The organism is Sphingomonas sp. F9_3S_D5_B_2, from assembly GCF_054263715.1.
This window is the reverse complement of record NZ_JBSZFB010000003.1, coordinates 381,545-406,634: the sequence shown is the minus strand read 5'-3', so window position 1 is coordinate 406,634 and position 25,090 is coordinate 381,545. Positions and strand designations below refer to the sequence as shown.

At 65.3% G+C, this 25,090-nt stretch carries 24 protein-coding genes; 15 read left to right on the top strand and 9 right to left on the bottom strand.

Features of this window, described 5'->3' with window-relative positions; all coding sequences use genetic code 11:
• Window positions 1–28: 28 nt before the first annotated feature.
• The 5 genes from ACUXST_RS10660 to ACUXST_RS10640 all read right to left on the bottom strand — a co-directional run bounded on the left by ACUXST_RS10660 (window position 29) and on the right by ACUXST_RS10640 (window position 6,113).
• Entirely contained in the window at window positions 29–1,015 is a 987-nt protein-coding gene (locus ACUXST_RS10660; RefSeq protein ID WP_458389951.1) for a 2OG-Fe(II) oxygenase, read from the bottom strand.
• A 113-nt stretch (window positions 1,016–1,128) separates the two neighbouring features.
• Window positions 1,129–1,743, bottom strand: coding sequence for a hypothetical protein (locus ACUXST_RS10655; protein ID WP_458389950.1), 615 nt, complete (start codon window positions 1,741–1,743; stop codon window positions 1,129–1,131).
• A gap of 165 nt (window positions 1,744–1,908) precedes the next feature.
• Complete coding sequence (rplQ, locus tag ACUXST_RS10650) at window positions 1,909–2,328, bottom strand: 50S ribosomal protein L17 (RefSeq protein WP_458389949.1); 420 nt, start codon at window positions 2,326–2,328, stop codon at window positions 1,909–1,911.
• A 144-nt stretch (window positions 2,329–2,472) separates the two neighbouring features.
• Window positions 2,473–3,732, bottom strand: a complete 1,260-nt coding sequence (locus tag ACUXST_RS10645; RefSeq protein ID WP_458390052.1) for a spinster family MFS transporter — start codon at window positions 3,730–3,732, stop codon at window positions 2,473–2,475.
• Window positions 3,729–6,113: a TonB-dependent receptor gene (locus ACUXST_RS10640; protein ID WP_458389948.1), complete on the bottom strand. Its 2,385-nt coding sequence runs from the start codon at window positions 6,111–6,113 to the stop codon at window positions 3,729–3,731. Before ACUXST_RS10640 ends, ACUXST_RS10645 begins: the two co-directional genes overlap by 4 nt.
• Window positions 6,114–6,227: 114 nt before the next feature.
• Between ACUXST_RS10640 and ACUXST_RS10635 the strand changes: the two genes are divergently transcribed.
• Together ACUXST_RS10635 and ACUXST_RS10630 are read left to right on the top strand one after the other, a co-directional pair.
• The gene (locus ACUXST_RS10635) at window positions 6,228–6,866 is read left to right on the top strand and encodes a TetR/AcrR family transcriptional regulator (protein WP_458389947.1); all 639 of its coding nucleotides are present in this window, start codon (window positions 6,228–6,230) and stop codon (window positions 6,864–6,866) included.
• Complete coding sequence (locus tag ACUXST_RS10630) at window positions 6,863–7,726, top strand: alpha/beta fold hydrolase (RefSeq protein WP_458389946.1); 864 nt, start codon at window positions 6,863–6,865, stop codon at window positions 7,724–7,726. Before ACUXST_RS10635 ends, ACUXST_RS10630 begins: the two co-directional genes overlap by 4 nt.
• A gap of 9 nt (window positions 7,727–7,735) precedes the next feature.
• Here ACUXST_RS10630 and ACUXST_RS10625 read toward each other — a convergent pair whose 3' ends face one another.
• Entirely contained in the window at window positions 7,736–8,785 is a 1,050-nt protein-coding gene (locus tag ACUXST_RS10625; protein WP_458389945.1) for a DUF3667 domain-containing protein, read from the bottom strand.
• Between the two features lie 60 nt (window positions 8,786–8,845).
• Between ACUXST_RS10625 and ACUXST_RS10620 the strand changes: the two genes are divergently transcribed.
• The 9 genes from ACUXST_RS10620 to ACUXST_RS10580 are packed head-to-tail and all read left to right on the top strand — an operon-like array spanning window position 8,846 to window position 15,254.
• Complete coding sequence (locus tag ACUXST_RS10620) at window positions 8,846–9,508, top strand: nicotinate-nucleotide adenylyltransferase (protein WP_458390051.1); 663 nt, start codon at window positions 8,846–8,848, stop codon at window positions 9,506–9,508.
• The gene (rsfS, locus tag ACUXST_RS10615; RefSeq protein ID WP_458389944.1) at window positions 9,489–9,893 is read left to right on the top strand and encodes a ribosome silencing factor; all 405 of its coding nucleotides are present in this window, start codon (window positions 9,489–9,491) and stop codon (window positions 9,891–9,893) included. Before ACUXST_RS10620 ends, rsfS begins: the two co-directional genes overlap by 20 nt.
• A 4-nt stretch (window positions 9,894–9,897) precedes the next feature.
• Window positions 9,898–10,740, top strand: coding sequence for a serine hydrolase (locus tag ACUXST_RS10610; protein WP_458389943.1), 843 nt, complete (start codon window positions 9,898–9,900; stop codon window positions 10,738–10,740).
• Between the two features lie 13 nt (window positions 10,741–10,753).
• Window positions 10,754–11,176 (top strand): 23S rRNA (pseudouridine(1915)-N(3))-methyltransferase RlmH, encoded by a 423-nt coding sequence (locus ACUXST_RS10605; RefSeq protein ID WP_458389942.1) that lies wholly within the window; start codon window positions 10,754–10,756, stop codon window positions 11,174–11,176.
• 4 nt (window positions 11,177–11,180) lie between these two features.
• Window positions 11,181–12,362, top strand: coding sequence for a murein hydrolase activator EnvC family protein (locus ACUXST_RS10600; RefSeq protein ID WP_458389941.1), 1,182 nt, complete (start codon window positions 11,181–11,183; stop codon window positions 12,360–12,362).
• A 29-nt stretch (window positions 12,363–12,391) separates the two neighbouring features.
• On the top strand, window positions 12,392–13,735 hold the full coding sequence (locus ACUXST_RS10595; RefSeq protein WP_458389940.1) for a S41 family peptidase: 1,344 nt from the start codon (window positions 12,392–12,394) through the stop codon (window positions 13,733–13,735).
• Between the two features lie 7 nt (window positions 13,736–13,742).
• Window positions 13,743–14,267 (top strand): disulfide bond formation protein B, encoded by a 525-nt coding sequence (locus tag ACUXST_RS10590; RefSeq protein ID WP_458389939.1) that lies wholly within the window; start codon window positions 13,743–13,745, stop codon window positions 14,265–14,267.
• Window positions 14,264–14,800, top strand: coding sequence for a demethoxyubiquinone hydroxylase family protein (locus ACUXST_RS10585; RefSeq protein WP_458389938.1), 537 nt, complete (start codon window positions 14,264–14,266; stop codon window positions 14,798–14,800). Before ACUXST_RS10590 ends, ACUXST_RS10585 begins: the two co-directional genes overlap by 4 nt.
• Window positions 14,801–14,849: 49 nt before the next feature.
• A complete protein-coding gene (locus ACUXST_RS10580) occupies window positions 14,850–15,254 on the top strand; it encodes a hypothetical protein (RefSeq protein WP_458389937.1) in 405 nt (134 codons plus the stop codon).
• A gap of 11 nt (window positions 15,255–15,265) precedes the next feature.
• Here ACUXST_RS10580 and ACUXST_RS10575 read toward each other — a convergent pair whose 3' ends face one another.
• Window positions 15,266–17,179, bottom strand: coding sequence for a CocE/NonD family hydrolase (locus tag ACUXST_RS10575; RefSeq protein WP_458389936.1), 1,914 nt, complete (start codon window positions 17,177–17,179; stop codon window positions 15,266–15,268).
• Window positions 17,180–17,301: 122 nt separating this feature from the next.
• Between ACUXST_RS10575 and ACUXST_RS10570 the strand changes: the two genes are divergently transcribed.
• Together ACUXST_RS10570 and ACUXST_RS10565 are read left to right on the top strand one after the other, a co-directional pair.
• Window positions 17,302–18,846, top strand: coding sequence for a peptide MFS transporter (locus ACUXST_RS10570; protein ID WP_458389935.1), 1,545 nt, complete (start codon window positions 17,302–17,304; stop codon window positions 18,844–18,846).
• A gap of 2 nt (window positions 18,847–18,848) precedes the next feature.
• Window positions 18,849–19,655, top strand: coding sequence for a DUF1206 domain-containing protein (locus ACUXST_RS10565; RefSeq protein ID WP_458389934.1), 807 nt, complete (start codon window positions 18,849–18,851; stop codon window positions 19,653–19,655).
• Here ACUXST_RS10565 and ACUXST_RS10560 read toward each other — a convergent pair.
• Window positions 19,645–20,139, bottom strand: coding sequence for a pyridoxamine 5'-phosphate oxidase family protein (locus ACUXST_RS10560; protein WP_458389933.1), 495 nt, complete (start codon window positions 20,137–20,139; stop codon window positions 19,645–19,647). The two genes, ACUXST_RS10565 and ACUXST_RS10560, sit on opposite strands and share 11 nt — an antisense overlap.
• A 140-nt stretch (window positions 20,140–20,279) precedes the next feature.
• Between ACUXST_RS10560 and ACUXST_RS10555 the strand changes: the two genes are divergently transcribed.
• Both ACUXST_RS10555 and ACUXST_RS10550 read left to right on the top strand, forming a co-directional pair.
• Window positions 20,280–21,524, top strand: coding sequence for a putative DNA modification/repair radical SAM protein (locus ACUXST_RS10555; RefSeq protein WP_458389932.1), 1,245 nt, complete (start codon window positions 20,280–20,282; stop codon window positions 21,522–21,524).
• 19 nt (window positions 21,525–21,543) lie between these two features.
• The gene (locus ACUXST_RS10550; protein ID WP_458389931.1) at window positions 21,544–22,971 is read left to right on the top strand and encodes a UdgX family uracil-DNA binding protein; all 1,428 of its coding nucleotides are present in this window, start codon (window positions 21,544–21,546) and stop codon (window positions 22,969–22,971) included.
• Here the strand turns inward: ACUXST_RS10550 and ACUXST_RS10545 are convergent.
• A complete protein-coding gene (locus ACUXST_RS10545; protein WP_458389930.1) occupies window positions 22,968–25,043 on the bottom strand; it encodes a TonB-dependent receptor in 2,076 nt (691 codons plus the stop codon). The two genes, ACUXST_RS10550 and ACUXST_RS10545, sit on opposite strands and share 4 nt — an antisense overlap.
• Window positions 25,044–25,090 lie beyond the last annotated feature (47 nt).

Below are 25,090 nucleotides of genomic sequence, written 5' to 3'. Positions count from 1 at the left end.
GATAGGCAGCATCCGCGCCGCAGTAAAGTTAGTGCGCCTGCCGATCGTTCGTTTCGTCAAACGGCCGCACGCGGATCCAGCGGCTGGCGATCAGCTTGACGCCCGCTGTGACCGGAAGGCCGGCATGCAACGAGAGTGGATCGGGCGTGCCATCGTCTGCCGCGTTGCGGAAGATGATCGCGTCCCCGACTGCTCCCTTCACGTCGATGCCGGCGTTGATGAACCGCGTCTCCCCGCCTTCGTAACCGCTGTTGAGGTAAACGAGCGCGGTCTTGATGCGCTGGTTGGGTGCGCCTTCGATCCAGTCGGAATGAGGCCGGAATTGCTGGCCCACGGCGTAGCGCAAGACCTGCAGCGGCTCGCCCTGTTCGACGGTCGTCCCGCTCGCGGTTGCGACGCGGACGTTGAGAGCCTGGATGGCCGGATCGACCAGCAGCCAGTTCATCGTCGACCCTTCCGAGGTGCGCGCTGAATCGACGTGATCGCGGGCGCCGCCGTCCGAAGTCACGACCGAGGGCAGGAAACCCGGCTCCGCAACCATGTTCAGGTACGCGCATTCGGTGGGGGTGAAGAGGCCGCGGAAGAGACGTATCTCCGGAGCGTCGCAGAGGGCTTCTTCCGCTGGCAGCGTGGTGGGGCGGCCGTGGGGGTCGAGTTGCATGGCCTCTACGAGCTGGAGAGCTGCGGCGCGTGTCTTGTCGGTCGCGGCTTCGGCGCGGAGCCTCTCCAGTGCTTGTGGCCAGTCAGCAGGGCCGCCGACCCCTCCGACGAGCAGATTCGTGTAGAATTTGCGCGCGGTGGGCATGCCGGCATCGCTGGCGCGCTTGAACAAAGCACGAGCGCGAGCGGTGTCCTGCGGGACCACGACACCACGAAGCGCCCAGTCGCCGAGCGTGAAGTCGGCGAACGGATTGCCATCGGCGATGCTTCGTTGAACCAGCGCCAGCGCTTCGGCCCCGCGACCCTGCGCCGCGAGGACGTTGGCCTGCTGGACGATCTCGAACGAGTAACCCACGAATTGTCTTTGCCACTCGCGTAAGCTTCGGGCCAGCGGCGGCCGCACTCCAAAACGGAGAAGGCGCCGGAGCCGCGAAGCTCCGACGCCTTCACTGTCGATTTGGATCGGGCTTAGTAGCGGCTGTAGCCGTAAGGGCCGGTATCGTACTGCCCCTGATCGTATGGGGTCGAATCGTAGGGGCTGGAATCGTAAGGGCTTTGATCCGCGTAGCCGTAGGGCGAGCCACCGTAGGTTGAGCCGGCATAGGGTGAGCCACCGTAGGGCGCGGCATAGCCATTCACGCGCTGCGCCTGCTGGATTTCGACGCTCGTCACGTAGCCGCGATAGTCAGCGCGGCACCTGAAGGTGAGATCCGGGTGCTGGCTGTAAGCGCTGCTGCTCGCGACGCCCCGAATGGTCAGCCCGCCGCTCTGGCGCGGTTCGATGCGGCTGATACCGAGCACCCGGCCGCCGCCGCGGCTTCCATAGGGCGAGCCGTAACCGTAGCCGCCGCCGAGCCGCGCCTGGACCGCTGCCGTGCACTGGCTGACCAGTGCCTGCTGGCCGCCGGCATAGCCGTTCCCGTAACCGTAGCCGTTGCTGTTGCCGTAAGCCTGTGTGCCAACGGCGACGCTATTGCCGTAGCCGGTGCCGCCATAGGGATAATATTGCGCGGCTGCTGGCGCCGCACCGAACATCGCGGCTGCGGCGACGCCGCCTGCCATAACTTTCGTCAGAGCCAACATGGCCAGTCTCCTCAAACGCCTTCCCGGCTCCGACGCACAACGCACGGCTGGCCGTTTGAGGTTCTTGTCGTTTCAGGCATGCATGACGAGTGAACCGCGCGTTTGCGGCCGTTCAGCTTGGTGCAGTGTTGGGACCCGCCGACGACTTCGCCGGGGAGGAGGCGCTTAGGCTGCCTCGAACTCTTCCTCGGTCATCACCGGGCCGGAGTCCTGACCCTTGGCGCTGACGTCGCGATCGACGAACTCGATGATCGCGATCGGGGCGGCGTCCGACATCCGAATGCCTGCCTTGATCACGCGGGTGTAGCCGCCGCTGCGACCCGCGTAGCGCGGCGCGATCACGTCGAACAGCTTGGCGAGCTGGACTTCGTCCATCAGCCGCGACTGGGCGAGGCGACGGTTCGAGAGACCGCCGTGCTTGGCGAGCGTGATGAGCTTCTCGACGTACGGGCGAAGCTCCTTCGCCTTGGCGACGGTCGTCGTAATCTGCTCGTGCTTGATCAGCGCTGCCGCCATGTTGCGGAACAGGGCCGCACGGTGGCTCGAGGTGCGCTGAAGCTTACGTCCGCCTACGCGATGGCGCATGGTGCATTCCTTTCGTTCGTCTGGGCTCCGTATCAGGTAAGCCCGGCCAGGCGCTGGTTCGGGGCAGCGCCATCACCCCTAAATGGAAGCGGCGAGCCCAACGGCCCGCCGATGGCTGCCCTCAAGCGCAGGCGGGCGCCAGAGTCAAGCTTCGTCGGCGACCCAGTCGGCGCGCAGGCGGGGTGCAGCGAAGAGTACGAGCAGGCCCGCGAGTATGTAGAAACCGGTGCACGCCACCGCAGCATTGCGCAGCGCATCGACCCCGTAGCTATGCTTGAGCGCATCGGACAGCCCGCCAATCAGCAGCGGCCCGACGCCCAAGCCGATTAGGTTGTTGATGAGCAGGAAGCTCGCAGCACCTGTGGAGCGCATGTGCGCCGGCACCAGGTGCTGGACGGCGGTGGTGATCGGGCCGAGCCACAGGATGTTAAGCGCATTGGCGAGCAGCAGGAGCGGCCAGGCGATCAACGCGCTCGGCGACATCAGGCCGGCGACATAAAGCGGCGCGGTCAGGATCCAGGCGATCGCCGGAAGCTTGGCATACCAGCTGCGGTCGCGAGTGCCGAGCCGGTCGGCGAACCAGCCACCGGCGAATACTCCCGCGCAGCCGCCGACCAGCAGGATGGACGCAAGGAACTTGCCCGTCGTGAGCAGGTCGAGGTCGAAACTGCGCATCATGACCGAGGGTACCCACAGCGCGAGGCCATAGCCGCACAGCGAGCTCAACGAGGATGCGAACGCCAGCAGCCAGAAGGTAGGCTTCGGCGCCAGGAGCGGGAACACGCGTCCGACCGGCGCCTGCGCCTTTGCGGCGGCGCGCGGGAGGTCCCGGACGGAGTAGCGGAGGATGGGGGCGAGGATGACGCCGGCGATGCCCATGACGATGAACGCTGCCCGCCAGTCGATCAGTGCGGCAAGGTAGGCGCCGATCAGCGTGCCGGCGGCGAGGCCGATCGGAATGCCGAGGGAATAGATGGCGAGCGCGCGCGCCCGTCGCTCGGGCGGGAAGTAGTCGGAGATGAGCGCATAGGAGGGCGCGACACCGCCGGCTTCGCCGACCCCAACGCCAAGCCTGCACAGGAACAGCTGCCAGTAACCCGTCGCCGCGCCGCACAGGGCGGTGAACGCGCTCCACACTGCCAGCGAACCGGCAATTACGGCGCTTCGGCTGGTCCGGTCGGCAAGATAGGCGAGCGGGATGCCCAACGCCGAGTAAAGGAGCGCAAACGCAAGCCCGCCGATTGCGCCGAACTGCGTGTCGGTCAGGTGCAGGTCCGCCTTGATCGGCGCCGCAAGGATGCCGAGAATCTGGCGGTCGAGGAAATTGAAGATGTAGGCGAGCAGCAGGAGGGCGAGGACTCGTCCGCCGAGGCCCCGCCCTTCGCTGTTTGGCCGATCGCTCAGAAATTCACTCCTAGCGACGCCCAGATCTGGCGCGGGTTGCCGTAGAAGCCCGTCAGCACGCCGGTGGAGCCGAGGCCGCCCGCCGGAATGTAATGGCCGTTGGCGCCGGTGATGAAATCGCCGGTGTAAGGGTCCTGAGTCAGGAAGTTGTAGCCGGACACGATGTACTTCTTGTTCGCGAGGTTCTTGCCGTGCAGCCCAATCTGGAACCGGTTGCCGGCAGAGCGCCATACGATGTTCGCGTCCCACAGGGCGAAGCCGGGCTGGTCGAGCATCGGAGTCGCAATTTCGAACTGCTGGCTGCTGCTGCGGTAGGACACCGTCGTGTTGAGGTTGAGGCGGCCGCCATTGAGCGGCGTATCGTAGTCCAGTGATCCGCTCAGCGTCCACTTGGGCGTATTCTGGATCTTGCGGTCCGACGCCACGTCCACCGGCCCGTTCCCCGGGATGTTGGTGACGAAGTGGATGTACTTGGCGTCGAGGTAACCAAGCGTCCCCGCGAAGCTCAGGCGATCACCCGACGCCACCAGGTTCTGCGCCAGCCTCCAGTTCGTCTCGAGCTCGGCGCCGCGGAACCGCGCCTTGCCGGCGTTCGTGGTGACGCCGCAGAAGTTCGCCTGGCCGGCGATGACGCAACCCGCCGAGCCGGGGACCTGCACGTCCTTATACTCCGCGTCGAACAATGCGGTGGCGAGCTGCAGGCGACGATCGAACAACGCCGCCTTCCAGCCCGCTTCGAAGCTGTCCACCTTCTCCGGCTTGAACGCCATGTAGTTGTAGACGTCCTCGGGGCTTTGGCTCGGCGCTTGCGAAGACTGCGTCCGCGGGTCGAATCCGCCGCCTTTGAAGCCCTTCGAGTAGCTGAGGTACAGGTTGTTGTTGGCGTCGGGCTTGAAGTTGATCGACGCGCGGGGGGTGAACGCCTTGTCGGTCCGGCTGCCGGTGAAGTCGGACGTCGTCGCGATCACCGTGCCGACGCCAAACCCGTCGACTCCGCCAAGCCCCGGCTGCCCGCCGCCGACGCGGCTCTGGCGAAGCACGTGCGCGTGACGGTGATCGTGGGTGTAGCGGCCGCCAACCGACACGCTCCATTGCGGGCTGAAGTCATAGGTGAGATCGGTGAATGCGGCCCAGGTTTTGGTGTCGACATCGCCGAGCGTCGAAGCCGTGAAGCCGGGGATCAGCGTGTAGAGGCGAACGTCGAAGATGTCGTAGGCATTGGCGTCCAGATAGTAGAAGCCGGCCACGCCCTTTAGCGGGCCCTTGTCGGCGACAAGCTGGAATTCCTGGCTGAACTGGCGGTTCTTGTAGATGGCGGGAACGTCGAGGTCGACGAGCGGTGTTGCGTCGAAGTCGATCGGCGTTGCGCTCTTGTCCTTGCGGTACGCAGTGATCGTGCGGAACTTCAGCCAGTCGCTGAGCCCAATCTCGCCATGCAGCGCGACGCCGCCGGCGCGCACCTTCTGCTTGGGATCGTTGAGGTCGCCTTCGGTGTCGAACACGTCGCTAAGCGGGTGCTCACCGGTGCGGATATTGTCGATCAGGCGATGGCCCCCGCGCGGATTGCTGTTGTCCCATGTGTAGTCGCCGGACAGCCGGAAGAAGGTGTCTTCAGAAGGCTGGAACTCGACCGTGCCGCGCGCCGCCCAGACGTTCTTGTTGTAATTGTGCTGGTGCGTCGTGACGTTCTCGCCGAACCCTCTGGTGCTCAGGTGCGCAACAGCCGCGCCGACGCGAATGGTCGACGTAATCGGTGCCGAGACGGATCCGATCAGGTCGCGCTGGCCATGCGTTCCGATGTTGGTACGCAGGCTCGCGTGCGGTGCGTCGGTCGGGATGTTGCGCGTCACATATTTGATTGCGCCGCCGACGGTGTTGCGGCCGTAGAGCGTGCCCTGCGGTCCGCGTAGAACTTCGATGCGCTGAACGTCGTAGATGTCGAGCACGGCGGCTTGCGGGCGATTGAGATAGACGTCGTCGAGATACAGCCCGACGCCCTGTTCGAAGCCGGCAACCGGATCCTGCTGGCCGATCCCGCGAATGAACGGCGTCAGCGTGCTGTTGGTGCCACGCGATACTTCGAGCGTGACGTTCGGCGTGGTGTCCGCAACATCCGTGATGTCGAGCGCGCCCTGGCGGTCGAGCTGCTCACCGGAGTAAGCGGTAACCGCGACGGGGACGTTGAGCAGAAGCTCGCTGCGGCGGCGAGCGGTAACGACGATTTCCTGGTCACTGCCGGCCGCTGCGGCATCTTGCGTTTGCGCGTTCGATGGCGCGGACGAGCTCGTGCTCGGATTCTGCTGCGCGGCAGCCGGAACGGCGCAGAATGCAATTGCGGCGACACTGCCGCACAAGGCGGCGCGAACAAATTCGAAGCGCATCGATCTCTCCCCTTCCGCGGACGGATGCATTGCGTCCACGCTTGGAAGAAGCCATAATGAAAGTTGAACCGGTATTCAACTTGCGAAAATCGGCTTCACGGGTACGGGGGAATGATGCGCGGCGAACCAGCCAGCGAAGAGCAAACCAGCCCAGCCAGCGACGGCAAGGCGCCCCGCACCGCGCGCGGCGAACGCACGCTGCGCAAGATCCTGGACGCAGCACGCGACGAGTTCGGGGAGCGCGGGTTTTCGGACAGTTCAATCGTCGGAATCACGCAGCGGGCCGGTGTCGCGCTCGGCACGTTCTACACCTATTTCGACAGCAAGGAGGCAGTGTTCCAGGAAGTGGTCCGCGACATGTCCGCGCAAGTGCGGGACCGCGTCGCGCCCGAGTTCAAGGCCGCGCAGGACGCCATCGACGGTGAGCGGCGCGCTCTGGAAGCGTTCCTTCGCTTCGCTCGCGAGCATCGCAACGTCTATCGCATCATCGACGAAGCCGAATTCGTCGAACCGAACGGTTTCAAGGAGCACTACCAGACCACGGCAACGCGCATCGCCGCCCGCCTGATCGCCGCCCGGGACAAAGGCGACATCGACAGCAGCTTCTCCGACGGCGACATCGATATTCTGGCTTGGGGGATGATGGGCGCGAACGTGTTTCTGGGGCTTCGCTTTTCGGTGTGGTCGAGCGGCGATGCAGCGCATGTCGCGGACGTGACCAGCCGCATGCTGCGCACGGGGCTGACGCGATGAGCAAAGGAGCCGACGCATATTTTACCGTTCGGGACGGGCTGAAGCTGCACTACCGCGATTATGCAGGCAGCCAGTTCCGGCCGCCGTTGCTGTGCCTGCCCGGGCTGACCCGAAACGTGCGCGACTTTGCCGATTTCGCCGAGCGTTATTCGCCACGCTTCCGGGTGATCGCGCTGGAGTTCCGGGGCCGCGGCAGCAGCGATTATGATCCGGTGACGTCCCGCTACGTGCCACCAACCTACGCGTGGGACACGCTCGAGCTGCTCGATCATCTTGGGATTGCACGGGCCGTTTTCGTCGGAACGTCGCTTGGCGGGCTGGTCACGATGGCGATCGCTGCGATCGCGCCGGAGCGGATTGCGGCGGCGATCCTCAACGACGTCGGGCCCGATCTCAGCAGCGAAGGTCTGGATCGCATCCGGACCTATGTCGGCAAGCCCGTCCGTTTCGCGAGCTTCGACGAAGCGGCGCGGCAGCTTGCCGCCAACAACGCGAACCTCTCCGCGCATTACACGCACGAAGACTGGGTCCGCATGGCGCGACGAACGTGCCGCGAAGAGGATGGCGAAGTTGGCTTCGACTACGACATGCAGATCGCAGCGCCGTTCGCTGGATCGGGGCCCACGCCGCAAATCGACATGTGGCCGCTGTTTCGTGGACTCGCGGACAAACCGCTGCTGCTGATCCGTGGCGAGCGAAGCGACCTGTTAAGCGCGGAAGCTTCTGCCCGGATGCAAGCCGAAGCACCCGGCATGCAGGCGGCAGTCGTGAGCGGCGTCGGACATGCGCCCGATCTCGACGAGCCCGAAGCGGTCGGGGCCATCGAGGCGTTCCTTGCAGGGCTTGAACAGCAAGCCTGACGGAGCGCGTCAGTCGAGTACGCCGAGCGCAATCATCAGCAGGATGAAGCCAATCAGCACGAGTAGCGCGAACAGGAGCAGCAGCATCGTCCGCCAGACGGCACCGAAGCGCCGGATGCCATAAGCACCGCGAAGCTGCCGGTACATGTGGACGGGCGGAATAACGGCTGCCAGCAGCGCAACCTGGCTGATCCCGATTGCCGACAGAAGAGCGCCCGCCGTGACAAGAAGGGTCATGAAGGCGAGAGAATAAGTGACGAAGACGACGTGATCGTAGATGCGGAACCGCCGGCTGAACGGGAACAGCAGCCAAACAAAGGGCACCGAGAGCGGGATGATCGCCCAGCTCCATTTGTAGCTGTTGCTCTTGAGCTTGTAGACCAGCAGGTCCGGGTTCTGCTTCGCCTTGTGATAGGCCTCCTCGATCCACGGAACGCTGCTGTTGAAGTGATCGGTGCCGCGGGAGAAGGTTGCTTCGGTGACCCCCTGCGCCCGCAGGCTTCGGATGAGTGCCAGGTCGGTCTTCGTCTCGGCGATGTCTTCGTCGATATCCTTGATGTCTCCGGCGTCGAGGTCGGGGCGAGCCCGCTTCTTCAGCCGCCTCTCGATCTTCTCGACCGTCGCCCGCTCCTGCTTGGCGAGGCTCGGGTCGGAGCCCAGGTGCGAATTGACGTTCCCGGTCGCGCTGAGCACGCCGAACATCACGAACACGGAGAAGAGGAAGAGCGCGACCGGGGAGACGTAGCTCGCTCGCCGCCCGTCGATGTAGCGGCGGGTGAGGACGCCAGGCTTCCACGCGAGCAGCGGAACCGTCCGCCAGATCTTGCCCTCGAAGTGCAGAACGCCGTGCGCGAAGTCGTGGAAGAAAGCGGACAGCGTCCGGTGCACATGCGCGTGCTGCCCGCATTCGGCGCAGAACGGCCCCGCCAGGCTGGCACCGCAATTCAAACAATCGCTCTCGTGGGTGTGGCCGGCCGCGACTTCGCCTGCCTTCGGCTCAACCGCGCGGCCGATGACACCGCCTGCAACCGCGTCCCCCAATACCTCCAGATTACTCATCAACGCCCCCTCGAAGCCGCATATTAGGCGGTCAGGAACGTGCGTGCTAGCGCTCCGGCGATGGCGCGCATCGGTCTTCTCGGCGGCTCCTTCAATCCCGCACACCGGGGCCACCGGCGCATCAGCCTCGAAGCCATGCGCGTGCTTGGGCTCGACGAAGTCTGGCTTTTGGTATCGCCCGGCAATCCTCTCAAGGACGGCGCCGCCGACATGGCCCCTTTCGAAGGCCGGCTGGAGTCAGCCCGGCGGATCGCCCGACGAGCGCCGCTCCGGGTCAGCGACTTCGAGAGCCGCGAGGGCACACGTTACAGTGTCGATACGGTCCGGCGCCTCAAGCGCCGATATCCCGGTGACCGCTTCATCTGGCTGATGGGCGGCGACAGCCTGCCGGATTTTCACAAATGGCGTGATTGGAGAGGGTTAGCACGCGAACTGGCGATTGCGGTCATTTCGCGCCGGGGTTATGATCGCAGTGCCCACGCGGCGCGCGCGCTGGGTTGGCTGAGGTGGTTTGTCCGACCGCCCAGCCAGGCCGAACGTTGGACGGAGTGGAGTGCACCGGCGATCTTGTTCCTTCGCCTGCCGCCCGATCCCACCTCCGCGACAGCTATTCGCGCGCACGACCCCAACTGGCATCGCCGCCTCGATCCAAGCCGCACAGGCAGGAGGGAAGACGGCTCCGCCTCTTCACCCAGGAGACCCCTTGACCGAACGTCCCGCTGAGCCTGCCGCCGAGAAGCCCGGCCGCACTCCAATCGACGTCGAAGAACTGCACCGCCTCATCCTGAAGTCGCTAGATGATGACCAGGCGGTGGACGTGGTTTCCATCCCGCTCGCCGGCAAGTCGAACATCGCCGACCACATGGTGATCGCGTCCGGAAGGTCGACGCGGCAGGTTGCGTCGATGGCGAACAAGGTCGCCGACCGCATAAAAGACTCGGTTGGGCGCACGCCGCGCATCGAGGGACTCCCGGCAGCCGATTGGGTCTTGATCGATGCCGAGGACGTGATCATTCACTTGTTCCGCCCAGAGGTAAGAACTTTTTACAATCTGGAGCGCATGTGGGCTTTCGGCGATTCTGATCGCACGGCTGCTGCGGGTGGGTGAACTGATGCGGCGAACGACTTTACTGCTGTCTGTGCTTGCGCTCTTTGCGCAGCCCGCGGTCGCGGCCTCGTCGCCGTCGCTGACGGGGCTTGAGCAGGAATTGCAGATGCTCGTCGCCAACAAGACGGCCGACGTCGGCATTGCAGCGCTCGACCTGACCACCGGCGAAACGCTGAGCGTGAAGGGGGACGTGCCGTTCCCGATGGCAAGCACGGTCAAGGTCGCTATCGCCGCGCTCTACCTCTCGCAGGTGGATCACGGGATGCGCTCGCTCGATGACTCCATCAACGGCGAGTCCGTTCGTTCGTTGATGGCGAAGATGCTGATCCACAGCGACAACCGCGCGGCCGACATCCTGTTGAAAGCGGATGGCGGGCCAAACGCCGTCCACAACTGGCTGCGCGACAATGGAATCCGCGGCGTTCGCGTCGACCGCACCATTGCGCAGCTTCTCGCCGCTCGCCGCGACCTGTGGGACCGCCGGGATTCGAGCACACCGGTGGCCATGGTCGACCTCCTGAAGCGCATCTACCAGGGCGAACTGGTCCAGCCAAAAAGCCGCAATTACCTCCTTGGCCTGATGGCACGATGCCAGACCGGCAAGAACCGTATGAAGTGGCTGCTCCCGGCCGGAACGCCCGTGGAGCACAAGACGGGCACGCTTGACGGGCTGAGCGACGACGTCGGCTTCATCACCATGCCTAACGGTCACCGGATCGCGGTGGCCATCTTCGCACGCGGCGGATCCAACCGGCCGCGGACGATCGCCGAGGCAGCACGCACGATTTACGACGGCTTCACGAGAGTGCTGACCTGGCCGTTCAGTAACGCGCTCGCTACGCCCTAATCGTTGCCGGGGCGTGCTCCTGCACATCATCGCGAGAGGCAAGATCGGCCGCGGCCCCGAAGCTGAGCTTGTCGAGCGCTACCTGAAACGGATCGACTGGCCGACCAAGGTCAGCGAACTGCCCGACCGCGGCAAGGACGCGCCTGCTCCATCTACGAACTCGGTCAGCGTCGTGCTCGATGAACGCGGGAAAACCCTGGCGTCGAGCGAACTCGCGGCGCAGCTCGAACGATGGCGCGACGGCGGCAAGCGAGAGGCGAGGTTCCTGATCGGCGCGGCCGACGGCCATGCGGACGACCAGAGGCAGAGCGCCGACCTGCTCCTCTCCTTCGGGGCGGCGACATGGCCGCACCTGCTGGTCCGGGCGATGCTCGCAGAACAGCTGTTCCGTGCAACGTCCATCCTTGCCAACCACCCGTATCATCGAGAGGGTTAGCGGCGTGAACCGGCTCGCCCTTACGCTGATCCTCTCGCCGTTGCTCCTGGCGGCCAGCACGCCGGTCCAGCCCGTAGCCGAGTCGATCGACGAGACCCTGAACAGCGCCCGCGCCGAGCAGGCTGCTGCGGAGGAAGAGGAAGCGCGGCTGCTGCACATCGCCGAGCAGGCGCGCGGACAGGCCGCCAAGCTGCAGGCTCAGCAGCTCGCCGCAGCACAGGCGCTTCAGGCTTCCGAGGCCCAGATCACGGCCGCCGACGCGGAGGTCCGGCTCGCCTCCGCTCGACTTGCGACCCAGCGAGCGCAGCTGCAGCGGGAGCAGCAGCCGGTTTCATCGTTACTCGCGGGCCTGGCCCTGATGGCCGAGCGGCCACCGCTGCTCGCCATCGCCGATCGGCACAGCACCGACGAACTCGTGCGCGTGCGCGTGCTGCTCGATGCAACCCTTCCAGTGATCAGGCGCCGTGCCGGTGCCCTTTCGGCCCAGCTCACCGAAGGCGCGCGCCTGGAGCATGAAGCCAGCATCGCTCGTGACAAGCTCGCGCGGAGCCGGCAGCTGCTGACGGCGCGCAGGCAGGAGTTTGCTGCGCTCGAGCGGCGCGCACTTCTGCTCGCATCCTCGGCGGCAAGCCGCTCGCTCAGCCTTGGAGACGTGGCCCTCGCCTCGGGCGAACAGGTCCAAAGCCTGGAGCGGACGGCCTCCGGATCTTCCGCCGCCCGGCAGATGGCGGCGCAGGTTAGCGGAGTCGACCCCGCACCGGCCCGCCCGATCCGCGGTGAAGGCGATCCCGCGCGCGCACCGTTCGCCTACCAGCTCCCAGCCGCAGCGCCGGTCGTCGAAGGCCTCGGCGCAGTCAACGAAGCGGGCGTTCGTTCGCGCGGACTCACATTGCGCACGAGCCGGGGGACGCCGGTGAGCGCGCCGGCCGCCGGAGTCATCCGCTTCTCGGGCCCGTTCAAGAGCCACGATGGGGTGGTCATCATCGATCATGGCGGCGGCTGGGCGACGCTGCTGGTCGGCGTCGGCTCGACCCTGCAGACCGGCGCCAGGGTCAACGCGGGGCAGCCGCTCGGACGCTCGCTCGGGCCGATTGAAATCGAATTATCGCGAAACGGCTCCCAGGTCTCGCCCGCTCTCATCGCAGGTTCATCTGCAGCCCTGTCAAATGACAACGAAGGCGGCTAAATCGTCGGGCCGCCAGCAGGACCACCCGTATGACTTTGCTTCACAAGCTCCTTCCTCCAGTCGCGCTGGTCAGCGCGCTCGCCCTGATTCCGGTGACCGCGAGCTCGTTCGCTGCCGCCGACACGACGAATTACGCCGAACTCGAGAAGTTCATGAGCGTCTATCAGCAGGTGAAGCAGCATTACGTGGTGCCCGTCGACGACCACACGCTGATCAAGGGCGCGATCGACGGCATGCTGGCCTCGCTCGACCCCCATTCGAGCTACGCCGAGGGCGCCGACTATGATGCGCTCAAAACCTTGATCGAGGGCAGCTACGGCGGGCTCGGCATTTCTGTCGGCATGGAAGACGGGACTCTGAAGGTCATTGCCCCGACCGAGGACACCCCCGCATGGCGCGCGGGCATCAAGCCTGGCGACTACATCACGCACATCAACGGCGAGCTGATCTCCGGCTATACGCTCGACGAGGCGGTCGAGAAGATGCGTGGGAATCCGGGCACGCCGATCCGGCTCGAGATTCTGCGCAAGGGCCGCGACAAGCCGCTCGACTTCACCATCGTGCGCGAGGAGATCAAGGTTCGCCCCGTCAAGTGGGAGGTGAAGAACGGCATCGGCTACATCAACATCAACCAGTTCGCGGCCGGCACCGGCGCCGCCACCGAAGCCGCACTGACGGGCATCGACAAGGCGACCGGCGGTCACCCGCTGGGGTATGTCGTCGACCTGCGCTCGAACCCTGGCGGATCGCTCGACGAGGCGATCGAGGTCAGCGACGCCTTCTTAAACAGCGGCGAGATCGTTTCGCAGCGCGGGCGCGAGAAGGACGACATCCAGCGCTACTACGCCAAGGCCGGCGACATGGCGCACGGTCTACCGGTCGTCGTGCTGACGGACGTCGGCAGTGCCTCGGCCTCGGAGATCGTGGCCGGAGCGCTCCAGGACCATCGGCGCGCGCTGATCCTAGGTGAGCGTACGTTCGGCAAGGGATCGGTGCAGTCGATCCAGATGCTCAGCGATCGCACGGCGCTGCGCCTGACCACGGCCCGCTACTACACGCCATCCGGCCGCTCGGTTCAGGAGGGTGGGATCGACCCCGACATCGCGGTGCCGCAGCTGTCGGACGAGGACTACAAGGACCGGCGCGTGACGCGCGAAGCGGACCTGCGCCGCCACCTGCTCAACCAGGCGAAGGTCGATGACAAGCTGCTGGAAAGCGATGACAAGACCGACCCGCGCTTTAGCGCGACGCCCGAGGAGCTGAAGAAGAAGGGCATCGACGACTTCCAGCTCTATTATGCGTTGAACACCGTGCGCCGCGCAGCCGGCCAGGGCCCCGTCGCGGCCTCGGCGGTCACGAAGAAGGGCAACTAAGCCCGGCATGACCGAAGCGGTTGCAACGCGTTCTTCCGAGCCGGCGGCGCTGACTCCGCCAGCGGTCGCGCGTTTCCTCGCGCTGCTTGTGCCTGCAGCGTTGCTCGCGGGAGCGTTCGGCTCGCAATATATCGGCCACCTCTACCCGTGCGAGATGTGCTGGTGGCAGCGCTACGCGCACTTCGCCGCGCTCGTCCCGGCGGTGCTCGCGTTCACGGCGTCGGCGAGGTCTGGCCGTTCGCGCGCGCTGGTGCTGCTTGCAGCGGCGGCGATCGCGGTTTCCGGCGCCATCGGCTTCTATCACGCCGGCGTCGAGCTTCGCATTTTCCGGGGCTTCACGACCTGCACGTCAACCGCCCACGGCACGAGTTCGGCCGATCTTCTGAAGCAGATCATGAACGCTCCGGTCGTTCGCTGCGACCAGGTGCAATGGTCATTCCTCGGCGTCTCCATGGCGGGATGGAACGCCATCGTCTCGCTTGGCAGCGCTCTCCTGATCGCCGTTCTCGTGCTGCGGGGACGGCGGGCATGAGCCGCTGGCGTCCAGGCGACGCTCGGCCCGACCGCGATGCGATGCTGCGGGTCAACCAGGCCGGCGAATATGGCGCGACACGCATCTACGCCGGCCAGCTCGCGGTCCTTCGCCGCAATTGCCCGGAAGCGAAGCTGGTCGCGCGGATGGCGACACAAGAGCGTCGGCATCTCGAGCGTTTCAACGCTCTGATGGCCGAGCGGCGCGTACGCCCAACTGCTCTCCAGCCGCTGTGGAATGTGGCCGGCTTCGCGCTTGGCGCCGCAACCGCGCTGATGTCCGAACAGGCGGCCCTCGCCTGCACCGACGCCGTCGAGACCGAGATCGACAAGCATTATTCGCAGCAACTGCAGGATATCGGCGACGAAGATCCGCAACTTGCAGCGGACATTCTGGAGTTCCAGGCGGAAGAGCTCGAGCACCGGGACACGGCGCGTGAAGCAGGGGCGCGCGACGCCGTCGGCTACCCGCTTCTGACTGCCGCGATCCGCGCCGGCTGCCGGACGGCGATTGCGCTTTCTAAGCGGATTTGAGGAACTTGCGGCGGGCATCGCCGATTGGAACATACGGAAGGACCGACCCATGACGAAGGTGATCATCGCGCTCAGCGCCTGCGCCACGATAGCCGCCGGAAGCCTCGCGCTCGTATCCGTACCTGCGGCCGCGCAAGAGACTGCCGGCGAAGTGATCGTTTTCGGCAATGACCCCTGCCCGCGTTCGACGAACGGCAGCATCGTGGTCTGCCGCCACCGTCCGGAAACGGAGCGCTATCGCCTCCCCCAGAACCAGCGGCTGAGCGGAGCCCGGCAGCAACGGCAATCCTGGGCCAACAAGGCGCAGGACCTGCAGAGCGTCGGCAACACCGGGACCATGAGCTGTTCAGCGGTTGGCCCGGGCGGCCACACCGGCTGCCTCATCCAGGAGATCAAGCGCGCCAAGCGTGAGGCCCAGGAAGCGTCCGAGCAGCAGACCGCTCCCGAGCAATAGGTTCCCCGCTCCTAGGGAACGACCGGGAGCATCACCGCGCTACGCGTCGCGCCGCCGAAATAGATCCGCTGCTGCGCCGACCGGTAGTCGGCGAGCCGCGCGTTGAAGATGTTGGGGACGAACGTCTGCGGGTTGCGGTCGTAGAGTGGGAAGAGGCTCGACTGGACCTGCACCATGATCCGGTGCCCAGGCAGGAACACGTGATCGACGTTTGGCAGGTTGAAGCTGAACTGCTCCACCTTGCCGGGCTTCAGCGCTGCCGGGCGCGCCCGGTCATGCACATAGCGGCCGCGGAAGATCTCGATTCCGACCGGCAGCTCGTAACCCGCCATGCTCGGCCTTGCGCCCTGCGAACGGCCCTCGGGAATGTCGTTGGGGTAGACGTCGATGAGCTTCACCACCCAATCGCTGTCGGTGCCGCTGGTTGAAGCGAACAGATTGACCTGCGGCGGACCCATGATGTGCACAGGAGCCGTTAGCGGCTCACCGGTGTAGCTCAGCACATCCGGGCGGCCGTCGACGAAGCGCTGATCGTTGACGAGCCAGGTGTGCCACTGGTCCGCGTCGCCCATGTTGACCGGACGCGGCATGAACGGAACCGGCTTCCACGGGTCCGACACGTATGCATCGTTGCCTGCGCGGGCGGGTTGCGTGAAGCTCGTCGCCTGGCCCGGCCCGAGATAGAGCGGGGTCGGCGTGCCCATGGGCCAGCGCGGGCTCTCCTCCCACTGGTTGATCCCCGTCGCATAGGTCAGCACCGGCGGCGTGTGAGGATCGGGAGCACCTTTCAGGTGGTGGTCGAGGAACGGCTTCATCCACTTCGTGCGCCACTCCCGCGCCGTGTCCCCGGTGAAGGCGAGGTTGCCAAGATCGTAGCCGTAGTGGTTGGCGCCGGAGTGCCGCCAAGGGCCAATCACCAGATGGAGCAGGCCAGTGCCCTCGTACTTGTCCTTGAGCGCACGGTAGACAGCCGGAGCGCCATAGCTGTCTTCCTGGTCCCACTGACCCACCTCAAGCATCGTCGGAACGGTGAGCGGACGTGCGGCGAACCACTTGTCGACCGCCTGAAGCGACCAGAAGTCGGTGTAGGCGGGGTTCTCCATGACCTTGCGGACGGACGGCACGTTCTCGATGCCCCAGCGGCGCGCGAAGTCGCCAGCCGAGCCGCTGTCCAGGTAAGTAGTGTAATCGTCGCCTTGGCCGCGCGCGATCGCGGCGCCGGCATCGGCCTTGCCGGTGCTCATGCCGAGGAAGTAGTCGAAGCTGGGCACGCGGAAGGCGCCGTTATGGAAGTCGTCGTCGCCCATCCAGGTGTCGACCATGGGGCTTTCCGGCACGGCGGCCTTGAGCGCCGGGTGCGGGTTGATCTCACTCATCAGCGTCGTGAAGCCGAGGTAGGACGAACCGATCGTGCCCACGCGGCCGTTGGACTCGGGCGTGTTCTTCACCAGCCAGTCGATGGTGTCGTAGGCGTCGGTGGATTCGTCGATGCCGGTGTTGTTGAGCGGGCCGGCGATCGGCCGCGTCATCACGAACGTGCCTTCGGAGCGGTGGAGCCCACGGATGTCTTGGATCGCGATGATGTAGCCGTCCTCCGCGAACTCCTTGTACATCGCTGGCAGGTTGTCGGTGATGCGCTGGCTGGCGCTGCGGAATGCATCGCCATGCGCGTCGTAAGGCGAGCGCGTAAGCAGAATCGGCCCGCCGCGCGTCCCCTTTTTCATGACGACGACCGTGTACAGCTTTGTACCGTCGCGCATCGGGATCATGACTTCGCGCCGCACGAAATCGGCCCAGGGCTTCACCTGCTCGTAGCTGGCGACGACATCGGGAGTCATCGGAGTCACTCGAGCTTGCGGCGGTGAGGCGGCAATCGCGAAGAGGCTGAGAATCGGGGCGGTGGTGCGGAGGAGCTTGGCGTTCATGACGGCGTAAGACGCCCTGACGCTTGTTCAGACAAGTCCGAACTGCCGTTGACGGGACAATTTTGTTGCGGGGCCGCGACGCTCTGCTAGCCCCGTCGGGCACGCTGCAGGGGAGAGCAGTCATGAGTGTTGCCGAAGCCACGCCCGACCTCGAGCAGGTTGACCGCTCCGACCGCGCCTTCCTGGGGCACCCGAAGGGCCTTGGCTTCCTCGGCTTCACGGAGGCCTGCGAGCGCTTTTCATATTACTCCATGCAGACGCTGCTGACGCTCTACATGGTCAATTACCTGCTGCTCCCCGACAGGATCGAAAGTGTCACGGGCCTCGCCTGGCTGCGGAGCTGGCACTACCAGGGCCTCGAGGGGCAGCCGCTCGCGTCGGGCATTTTCGGCGACTACACTTCGCTCGTCTATTTGATGCCGATCCTTGGCGGCATCATCGCCGACAAGCTGACCGGTCGCAAAGCGGCGCTGATCGCGGGCGCTCTGGTCATGTCCTTCGGCCACTTCCTGATGGCCTTCGAAGGCGCGTTCCTGTTCGCATTGCTGGCGCTGATCGTCGGCGTCGGCCTCTTCAAGGGCAATATCGCGACGCAGGTTGGCGAGCTTTACGACGAGCGTGATCTGCGCCGCGCCATGGCGTTCCAGATCTTCTACATCTTCATCAACGTCAGCGTCATCGCCGGGCCGCTGGTCGCTGGAACGCTCGGCCAGAAAGTCGGGTGGGAATATGGCTTCGGCTGCGCCGGCGTGGTGATGGTATTCGGGCTCGTCATCTACCTAATGGGGCAGCGCTGGCTCCCCGCCGACCCGCGCGGGGCCCAGCTCGGCACCAGTGTCGCGACGGGGCGGATCAGCGCCGGAGCAGTGGGCATCGCTGTTCTCGTCATCGCATGGCTGGCGATCTCGGGTTTCCTGTTCGCAACGCCGCTCACTGCCGTGATCTCGACCGTCGTGCTGATCGCCGGGCTCTATCTGTACATGACCCGCAACTTGCCGCGCGAGGACAAGTCCCGAGTGCTTGCGCTTTTCATCCTGATTCCGGTGATGGCCATTTCGCTCCTGACCAACCAGGAGATTTTCAACGCCTATCTCGTCTGGGGCGATCAGCAGTTCAACCTGACGTTCATGAGCTACACGATGCCGAGCTCATGGCTGATCACCCTCGACGCGACCTTGAGCTTCTCCATGCTCGTCGCGGTCGCCGCGTTCTGGAAATGGTGGAGCCTCAACCATCGCGAGCCTGACGAGATCAGCAAGATGATCATCGGCAGTCTGTTCACGGTCGCCGGCGGCGCTTGCCTGTTCATGGCAGCGCTGACCCAGCCGGAGGGTGCCAAGATCGGACTGTTCTGGCCCTTCATGTTCCACCTGCTGAACAGCATCGGCTTCGCGCACATCCTGCCGATCAGCCTGGCGCTGTTCACGAAGATCGCGCCCAAGCAGATCACCGCGACGGTGATCGGGCTCTACTATCTGTCGTTCTTCGCAGCGAACAAGATGGTCGGCTATGTCGGTGGCCTCTACTCGAGCCTGCCGACGACCACCTTCTGGCTGATCCACATTGCCAGTGCCGGCGTCGGGCTGGTCGCATTCGTGCTGTTCAAGCTGCTGCTCGGGCAGCGAATGGAAGGGAGCCCACAGGAGCAAGCGGAAGCGCTCAGCTGACCGTGCGCGCCGAACCGAAATATGAGGGCAAGTTCCAGTGGCTGGCGAGGCTCGGCTTCCTTGTCCGCGGGGCGCTCTACATCGTTATCGGAGTGCTGGTCCTCGGCACGGGCCGGACGGAGGACCTCACCGGCGCACTGGAATACCTGAACCGCGGCTTCGGGCGCGGCCTGCTGATTGTGATGATCGTCGGAATGACAGGCTATGGACTGTGGCGGCTTGCGGACGCAGCGTTCGGGATGGACAGCGGCACCGACGGCGGAAAGGCGTGGCGCCGCCGGATCGCCGCCGGTGGCAGCGGCGCGATCTATTCGTACCTCGCTTACAAGGCGGCGCGCCTCATCACCGACGGGCATGAAGCGAAGGGGGGAGCACAAGACAATGCAGCGACTGCGCTGCACTTGCCGCACGGCCAGCTGGTCCTCGCAGTGGCAGCCGCCGTGCTTGCCGGCGCGGGGCTCGTGCAGCTGTACAAAGTCGGCACCTGCTCATTCCTGCGTCACCTTGACGAGCGGGCGCGCCAAGGGTGGGCAAAATGGCTGGGCCGCGCTGGCTATGCAGCGCGTGGGGTCACATTCCTTACTGTCGGGTTCCTGCTCGCCCGTGCAGCCCTCGACGGCAACCCGGCGGAAGCTGGCGGACTCGAGCAGGCCCTGGACGCGCTGCACGGGCCACTCGAATATGCGGTGGCAGCCGGCTTGATGCTGTTCGGCGTCTACAGCCTCGTCGAAGCACGTTACCGGTCGATTCACCGGCCGCCAACCGAGAACATCGAAAGCAAGCTGCGCGAGAGCCTTCCTACAGGCTGATCTCGGCCACCTTCTCCTTCATGCCGGTCTCCGGCTTCCGGCCGAACAGCTTATTGACGGCGGGCTTCAGGAAGCCTTCCACATCGCTGATCCAGATCTTCGCATCCTCGACATCGAATCGGACGAGCGCCATCTTGGAGTCGTCCTTGCCCTCGTACCATTCGGCAACCATCGGCGACCACAGCCGGTCGATGGTGGCCCGGTCGTTCTGAATTTGCAGCGTCCCGCGCAGGCTGGCGAACACGTCGTGACCCTTGGCGGAGTATGACCCGATCGCGCGATTGGACTGGCCCAGCGCGTGGGTGAGGTCATGGTCCTTGGCGGTGAAGATCCACAGCACGCCTGCTTCGCGGTCCTGGTCTTCGAAGTTCACCGTCATCGGCTGGGTCGCGCCGTCGCGCGTGCCTTCGACGCCAAGCATGATGAACGGGCTGTGCTTCAGCGCCTTCCAGAACGTCTCTTCGATTTCGCGGTCATCGGCCATCGGGAATCTCCTAATTGTCCGCCAAACCAACCGCCGTCAGCGCCCCACGTTCCGTGCTACGGCCTTTCGGTCAGGTCGGTCAGCCGCGTCAGCTAAGCTATTGTCTTGCAAGTGACCAGTGCGGAACATAGATAGAACGCGTGGCCCAGCTCGACGTCCAGGCAAAGCTCGCGATCCTTGCTGACGCGGCCAAATATGACGCGTCCTGCGCGTCGTCGGGGACGAGCAAGCGCGACAGCCGCGGGGGCAAGGGTGTCGGCTCCAGCGAAGGCATGGGCATTTGCCACGCTTATGCGCCAGACGGCCGCTGCATTTCGCTCCTGAAGATCCTGCTGACCAACAGCTGCATCTTCGATTGTGCCTATTGCATCAACCGCAAGAGCTCGAACGTCCGCCGGGCGCGGTTCACGGCGGAGGAGGTCGTCCGCCTCACGCTCGCCTTCTACAAGCGCAACTACATCGAGGGGCTGTTCCTGTCGTCCGGGATCATCCGTTCCTCGAACTACACGATGGAGCAACTGGTCGAGGTGGCCCGGAGCTTACGCGAGGACCACGACTTCCGGGGTTACATCCATCTCAAAACGATTCCGGACGCCGACCCGGAGTTGGTCCGTCAGGCGGGGCTGCTTGCCGACCGGGTGTCAATCAACGTCGAGCTTCCGACCGAAGCTGGCCTCACATCATTGGCACCCGAGAAGAACGCCGGTCAGATCGAAGGCGCGATGAACGACATGAAGGCGTCGATCGCCGAGGCCGGGGACGCCGCAAAGCGCTTCAAGTCGGCCCCTCGGTTCGCACCCGCAGGCCAGTCGACGCAGATGATCGTCGGCGCGGACGCAGCGAGCGACGCGGACATCGTCGGCAAGGCGAGCACGCTCTACGATCGCTTCGGCCTGCGTCGCGTCTACTACTCGGCGTTCAGCCCGATCCCTGATCCAAGCGCCGTCCTCCCGCTCAAGCGACCGCCGCTGATGCGCGAGCACCGACTGTACCAATCCGATTGGCTGATGCGCTTTTACGGCTTCGCACCGAAAGAGGTGCAAAGCGCCGCTGACGAGGCGGGCATGCTGCCCCTCGACATCGACCCGAAGCTCGCCTGGGCGCTGAAGTTTCGCGACAACTTCCCTGTCGATGTGAACCGCGCGCCACGCGAGATGCTTCTGCGCGTCCCCGGTCTGGGCGTCAAAGCGGTCGACCGCATCGTCGCGTCCCGGAGTTGGCGCAAGCTGCGGCTCGACGACGTCGCACGCCTGACCGTCTCCATCACCAAGCTGCGCCCGTTCATCACGACTGCGGACTGGCGTCCGACCCTGCTAACCGACAGCGCACAGCTCCAGAAGATAATCGCGCCAAAGCAGCAGCAGCTGGAACTGTTCGCGGCCTGACGTGCTACGCGAAGGGCCCATGATCGACGCGCATCGCGTAACGCTCGCCGCGCCGGATGACTTCGACGGCTGGCGCGATGCCGCTCGCGATCTTGCCGAGGCTGGCGTGCCCGCGAGTGCCGTGGTCTGGCAGGTGGAAGGTGGCGACGCGGACCTGTTCGGTTCCGATACTCCGCAACCCGCAGCCGCGAGCTTCCCGGTACCGCGCGCCTTCGTTGAGCTTGCTCGGGCCGTCGTCTGCCATTCGGACCCGCAGCGCTTCGCTCTGCTTTATGCGATGCTGCTTCGGGTGAAGGTGAACAAGCAGGCGCTGGACGACGCCGCAGATCCGCTGGTCCGGCGTTTGCAGGACCTCGCCAAGGCGGTCCGCCGCGACATCCACAAGATGCATGCGTTCGTCCGCTTCCGTGAGCTGGACGAGCGCTTCGTCGCCTACTTCGAGCCCGAGCATCACATCGTCCGCCGCGCCGCGAGCTTCTTCGTTGACCGCTTCACCAACATGCGCTGGTCGATCCTGACGCCGGAGCTGTCGATCCACTGGGAGGGCCAGACGCTCAACGAGGGGCCGGGCGCTACGCGGGCAGACGCGCCGTCGGGCGACCCGCTCGAGGAGACCTGGCGCACCTATTACGCTTCGATCTTCAACCCGGCGCGCCTGAAGGTCGGGGCGATGCTCAAGGAGATGCCGAAGAAATACTGGCGCAACATGCCCGAGACCTCGCTCGTTCAGCCGCTGATCGCGGGTGCGCGCGCGAGGGAGCTGGAGATGATCGACCGCTCGGTTGCGAAGGAAGGACTGAGCCACGCTCTTGAAGCCGAGCGGCGGGTCGAGCCCGGCGGCAACTTGCGCGCCTCCTGGGAAGCGCTGTTCAAGGATGCGCGCAAGTGCACCCGGTGCGACCTCTACAAGTTCGGTACCCAGACCGTGTTCGGTGAAGGTCCGCTCGACGCGTCGATCATGTTCGTCGGCGAGCAACCGGGCGACCAGGAGGATGTCGCGGGACGGCCGTTCGTCGGCCCGGCCGGGCAGCTGTTCGACGCGGCGCTGGAAAAGGCGGGGATCGACCGCTCGACGGTTTACGTCACCAACGCCGTCAAGCACTTCAAGTTCGTGGCGCGCGGCAAGCGCCGCATCCACAACAAGCCGGACGCGGGTGAGATCGAGGCCTGCCGGTGGTGGATCGACCATGAGCGCGAACTGATCCGTCCGCCGGTCACCGTTGCGCTTGGGGCGACAGCAGCGCGGTCCTTGCTGGATAAGGTCGTGACGATCAGCAAGGTGCGCGGGTCACCACTGAAACTCGCCGACGGCGGCGAATGCTGGGTCACGGTTCACCCGAGCTTCCTCCTGCGCATCCCCGAAGAGGACCGCCGCCACGAGGAGCGAGCGAAGTTCGTTGCCGATCTCGGCCGCATCAAGGAACGCGCAGCCGAGCTGACCCGCTAGAAGCGGTAGCCGAGGCTGGCCTTTACGGTGCGCGGCGCTCCAGGTGCGATGTTGTTGTCGCTGTTCGCGGCGCTGAAATAATGCGCCCCGAGCAGGTTTTCGACATTGACCTGCGCTTCGATGCCGTTGCCGACCTCGTAGAACAACGCGCCGTCGAGGCGAGCGTAGCCGGGAAGTGTCACCGCGTTGCTGATTGTCGCGTAGGACTTGGAGCGGGCAACTACGCCGACCCCGATGCCCAGGTGGCGGTTCAGGTCGTAGCGCGACCACAGCGAGGCGCTGTTACGGGGGACCAATGGCACTTCGCGTCCGGCCGGCGCGGCAGCAGTGGTCTTCACGATCTCCGCCTTCTGCCATGCGTAGCCAGCCGAGATCAGCCATCCGCTCGCCAGGCTCCGCTCGAGGCCGAGTTCCACGCCGCGGCTGCGCTGGGCGCCGGTGAGAACGACCTGGTCGTTCTGGTCGCGGGCTTGCGTGTTGCTACGGTCGAGGCGGTAGATCGCCGCTGTCGCCAGCAAGCCGGGCTTCGGCTCCCACTTCGCGCCAATCTCGTAATTGTCGAAGCGCTCCGGCTTCAATGAGTCCGTTACCGGCGTCAGGCCGCTGAACTGATCGCCGGACTGCGGCAGGTACGACCGGCTGTAGGTGGAATAGAAGGACAGGCTCCCGGCCGGCTTGAGCACCAGGCCTAGTCGCGGCGACACGAGGTGGTCACTCCGCGTGAACTCGCCGCCGCTGGTGCGCAGATCGCGCACTCTGAGCTTGAAACTGTCGAAGCGAACGCCAGCGACAATCTCGATGGCCTTGCCGAGCCTGATCTGATCCTGGACATACACGGCAGCGACACTGGCGCGCGCACGGTTGTTCGCGTCGGTCGGCGCAGCAGCCCAGATGACATCCACGTCGACAGTCGGGTCGCTGATCGGCGTCGTGTTGCCGCTGACGATGGTGCCGCTCAGCCGCTGGTTGCGCGACTTCTGCCGGCCGACCTCGAACCCGACAAGCAGAGTCTGGTCGATACCGGCGAGGCGGTTGGCCCACACGAGGTCGGTCTGGCTGAACAGGTTATCCCGGTCGTTGCGGTTGTTGTAGGCGCCGAGCGTGACAAGCCCCGAGCTCGCGCTGAACGCTGTCGGGTATACGTTCTGGTAGAACTTGCGATAGCTGCCGAGCAACGTCCGGTTCCGCAGCGTGAGGCCCGTCCCGAGCTGCTGTTGAACGGCGAGCGACGCCAGATCGACGTTGGCGCGCGCGTGGCTCTTGTCGGGATCTCCGAAAAAAGTTCGGTCGAAGCCACGCAGCGGCTCATCCCCGTTAGCCGGCACACCGCGGTCCGCGGTGCGGCGGTCGTGGAAATGCTCGAACGACAAATCGATCCGGGTCTCTCCGATCGTTGCCGCCGCGGTCGGATTCACGCCCCATCGCCGGAGCCGCGTGTGCTTGCGGAAGCCGCGGCCGTCCTCGGCCATCGCGGTGATGCGGGCCCCCGCATTCGCCCTGAGTGCCGCGTCGACATCGACCGTGCCACGAACGTCCCCAAAGCTGTCGGCAGATGCCGTGACGTCCCGCCGGTCGCTGAACGTCGGACGCTTGAGCACGCGGTTGACGATCCCGCCGCCGCCGCCGCGCCCGAAGATCATCGCGTTCGGGCCCTTGAGGATCTCGACCCGCTCGACGTTGTAGAAGTCGCGGAAGTACTGGACGTCGTCGCGAACCCCATCGACGAAGAAGTCGGCGGTGCTGGAGTTGCCGCGCAGGACAAGCTGGTCGCGGTTGCCTTCACCGGTGCCGGCGCTCGCGCCCGGTACGAAGGTCAGTAGCTGTCCCATCGACCGAAGCTGCTGATCGTCGATCTGCGCCGACGAGATGCTGGTCAGCGCCTGGGGAATGTCCTTGACGTCGGTGTTGGTCTTCGTCGCCGTGCCGGTCGAGCTCGCCCCATAGCGGCCGCGCTGACCGGTGACGATGATCTGCGGACCGGCATTTTCGACGTCAGCGCTTGCTCCGCCAGTCGTGGCCGCATGTGCTGCGGGCGCGCCGCACGCGAGCACCGCTGCCAGCGATGCGAACATAATCCGGTCCATATCGTCCCCATTGTTGTTGGGACGAGCGTCTACAG

What these genes read in the sequence shown, in the direction of transcription:
- ACUXST_RS10655 (WP_458389950.1), bottom strand. Translation starts at nt 1,743, where the DNA reads ATGTTGGCTCTGACGAAAGTTATGGCAGGCGGCGTCGCCGCAGCCGCG.
- rplQ (WP_458389949.1), bottom strand. Translation starts at nt 2,328, where the DNA reads ATGCGCCATCGCGTAGGCGGACGTAAGCTTCAGCGCACCTCGAGCCAC.
- ACUXST_RS10640 (WP_458389948.1), bottom strand. Translation starts at nt 6,113, where the DNA reads ATGCGCTTCGAATTTGTTCGCGCCGCCTTGTGCGGCAGTGTCGCCGCA.
- ACUXST_RS10635 (WP_458389947.1), top strand. Translation starts at nt 6,228, where the DNA reads ATGCGCGGCGAACCAGCCAGCGAAGAGCAAACCAGCCCAGCCAGCGAC.
- ACUXST_RS10630 (WP_458389946.1), top strand. Translation starts at nt 6,863, where the DNA reads ATGAGCAAAGGAGCCGACGCATATTTTACCGTTCGGGACGGGCTGAAG.
- ACUXST_RS10625 (WP_458389945.1), bottom strand. Translation starts at nt 8,785, where the DNA reads ATGAGTAATCTGGAGGTATTGGGGGACGCGGTTGCAGGCGGTGTCATC.
- ACUXST_RS10620 (WP_458390051.1), top strand. Translation starts at nt 8,846, where the DNA reads ATGGCGCGCATCGGTCTTCTCGGCGGCTCCTTCAATCCCGCACACCGG.
- ACUXST_RS10610 (WP_458389943.1), top strand. Translation starts at nt 9,898, where the DNA reads ATGCGGCGAACGACTTTACTGCTGTCTGTGCTTGCGCTCTTTGCGCAG.
- ACUXST_RS10595 (WP_458389940.1), top strand. Translation starts at nt 12,392, where the DNA reads ATGACTTTGCTTCACAAGCTCCTTCCTCCAGTCGCGCTGGTCAGCGCG.
- ACUXST_RS10590 (WP_458389939.1), top strand. Translation starts at nt 13,743, where the DNA reads ATGACCGAAGCGGTTGCAACGCGTTCTTCCGAGCCGGCGGCGCTGACT.
- ACUXST_RS10585 (WP_458389938.1), top strand. Translation starts at nt 14,264, where the DNA reads ATGAGCCGCTGGCGTCCAGGCGACGCTCGGCCCGACCGCGATGCGATG.
- ACUXST_RS10580 (WP_458389937.1), top strand. Translation starts at nt 14,850, where the DNA reads ATGACGAAGGTGATCATCGCGCTCAGCGCCTGCGCCACGATAGCCGCC.
- ACUXST_RS10575 (WP_458389936.1), bottom strand. Translation starts at nt 17,179, where the DNA reads ATGAACGCCAAGCTCCTCCGCACCACCGCCCCGATTCTCAGCCTCTTC.
- ACUXST_RS10570 (WP_458389935.1), top strand. Translation starts at nt 17,302, where the DNA reads ATGAGTGTTGCCGAAGCCACGCCCGACCTCGAGCAGGTTGACCGCTCC.
- ACUXST_RS10560 (WP_458389933.1), bottom strand. Translation starts at nt 20,139, where the DNA reads ATGGCCGATGACCGCGAAATCGAAGAGACGTTCTGGAAGGCGCTGAAG.
- ACUXST_RS10550 (WP_458389931.1), top strand. Translation starts at nt 21,544, where the DNA reads ATGATCGACGCGCATCGCGTAACGCTCGCCGCGCCGGATGACTTCGAC.
- ACUXST_RS10545 (WP_458389930.1), bottom strand. Translation starts at nt 25,043, where the DNA reads ATGTTCGCATCGCTGGCAGCGGTGCTCGCGTGCGGCGCGCCCGCAGCA.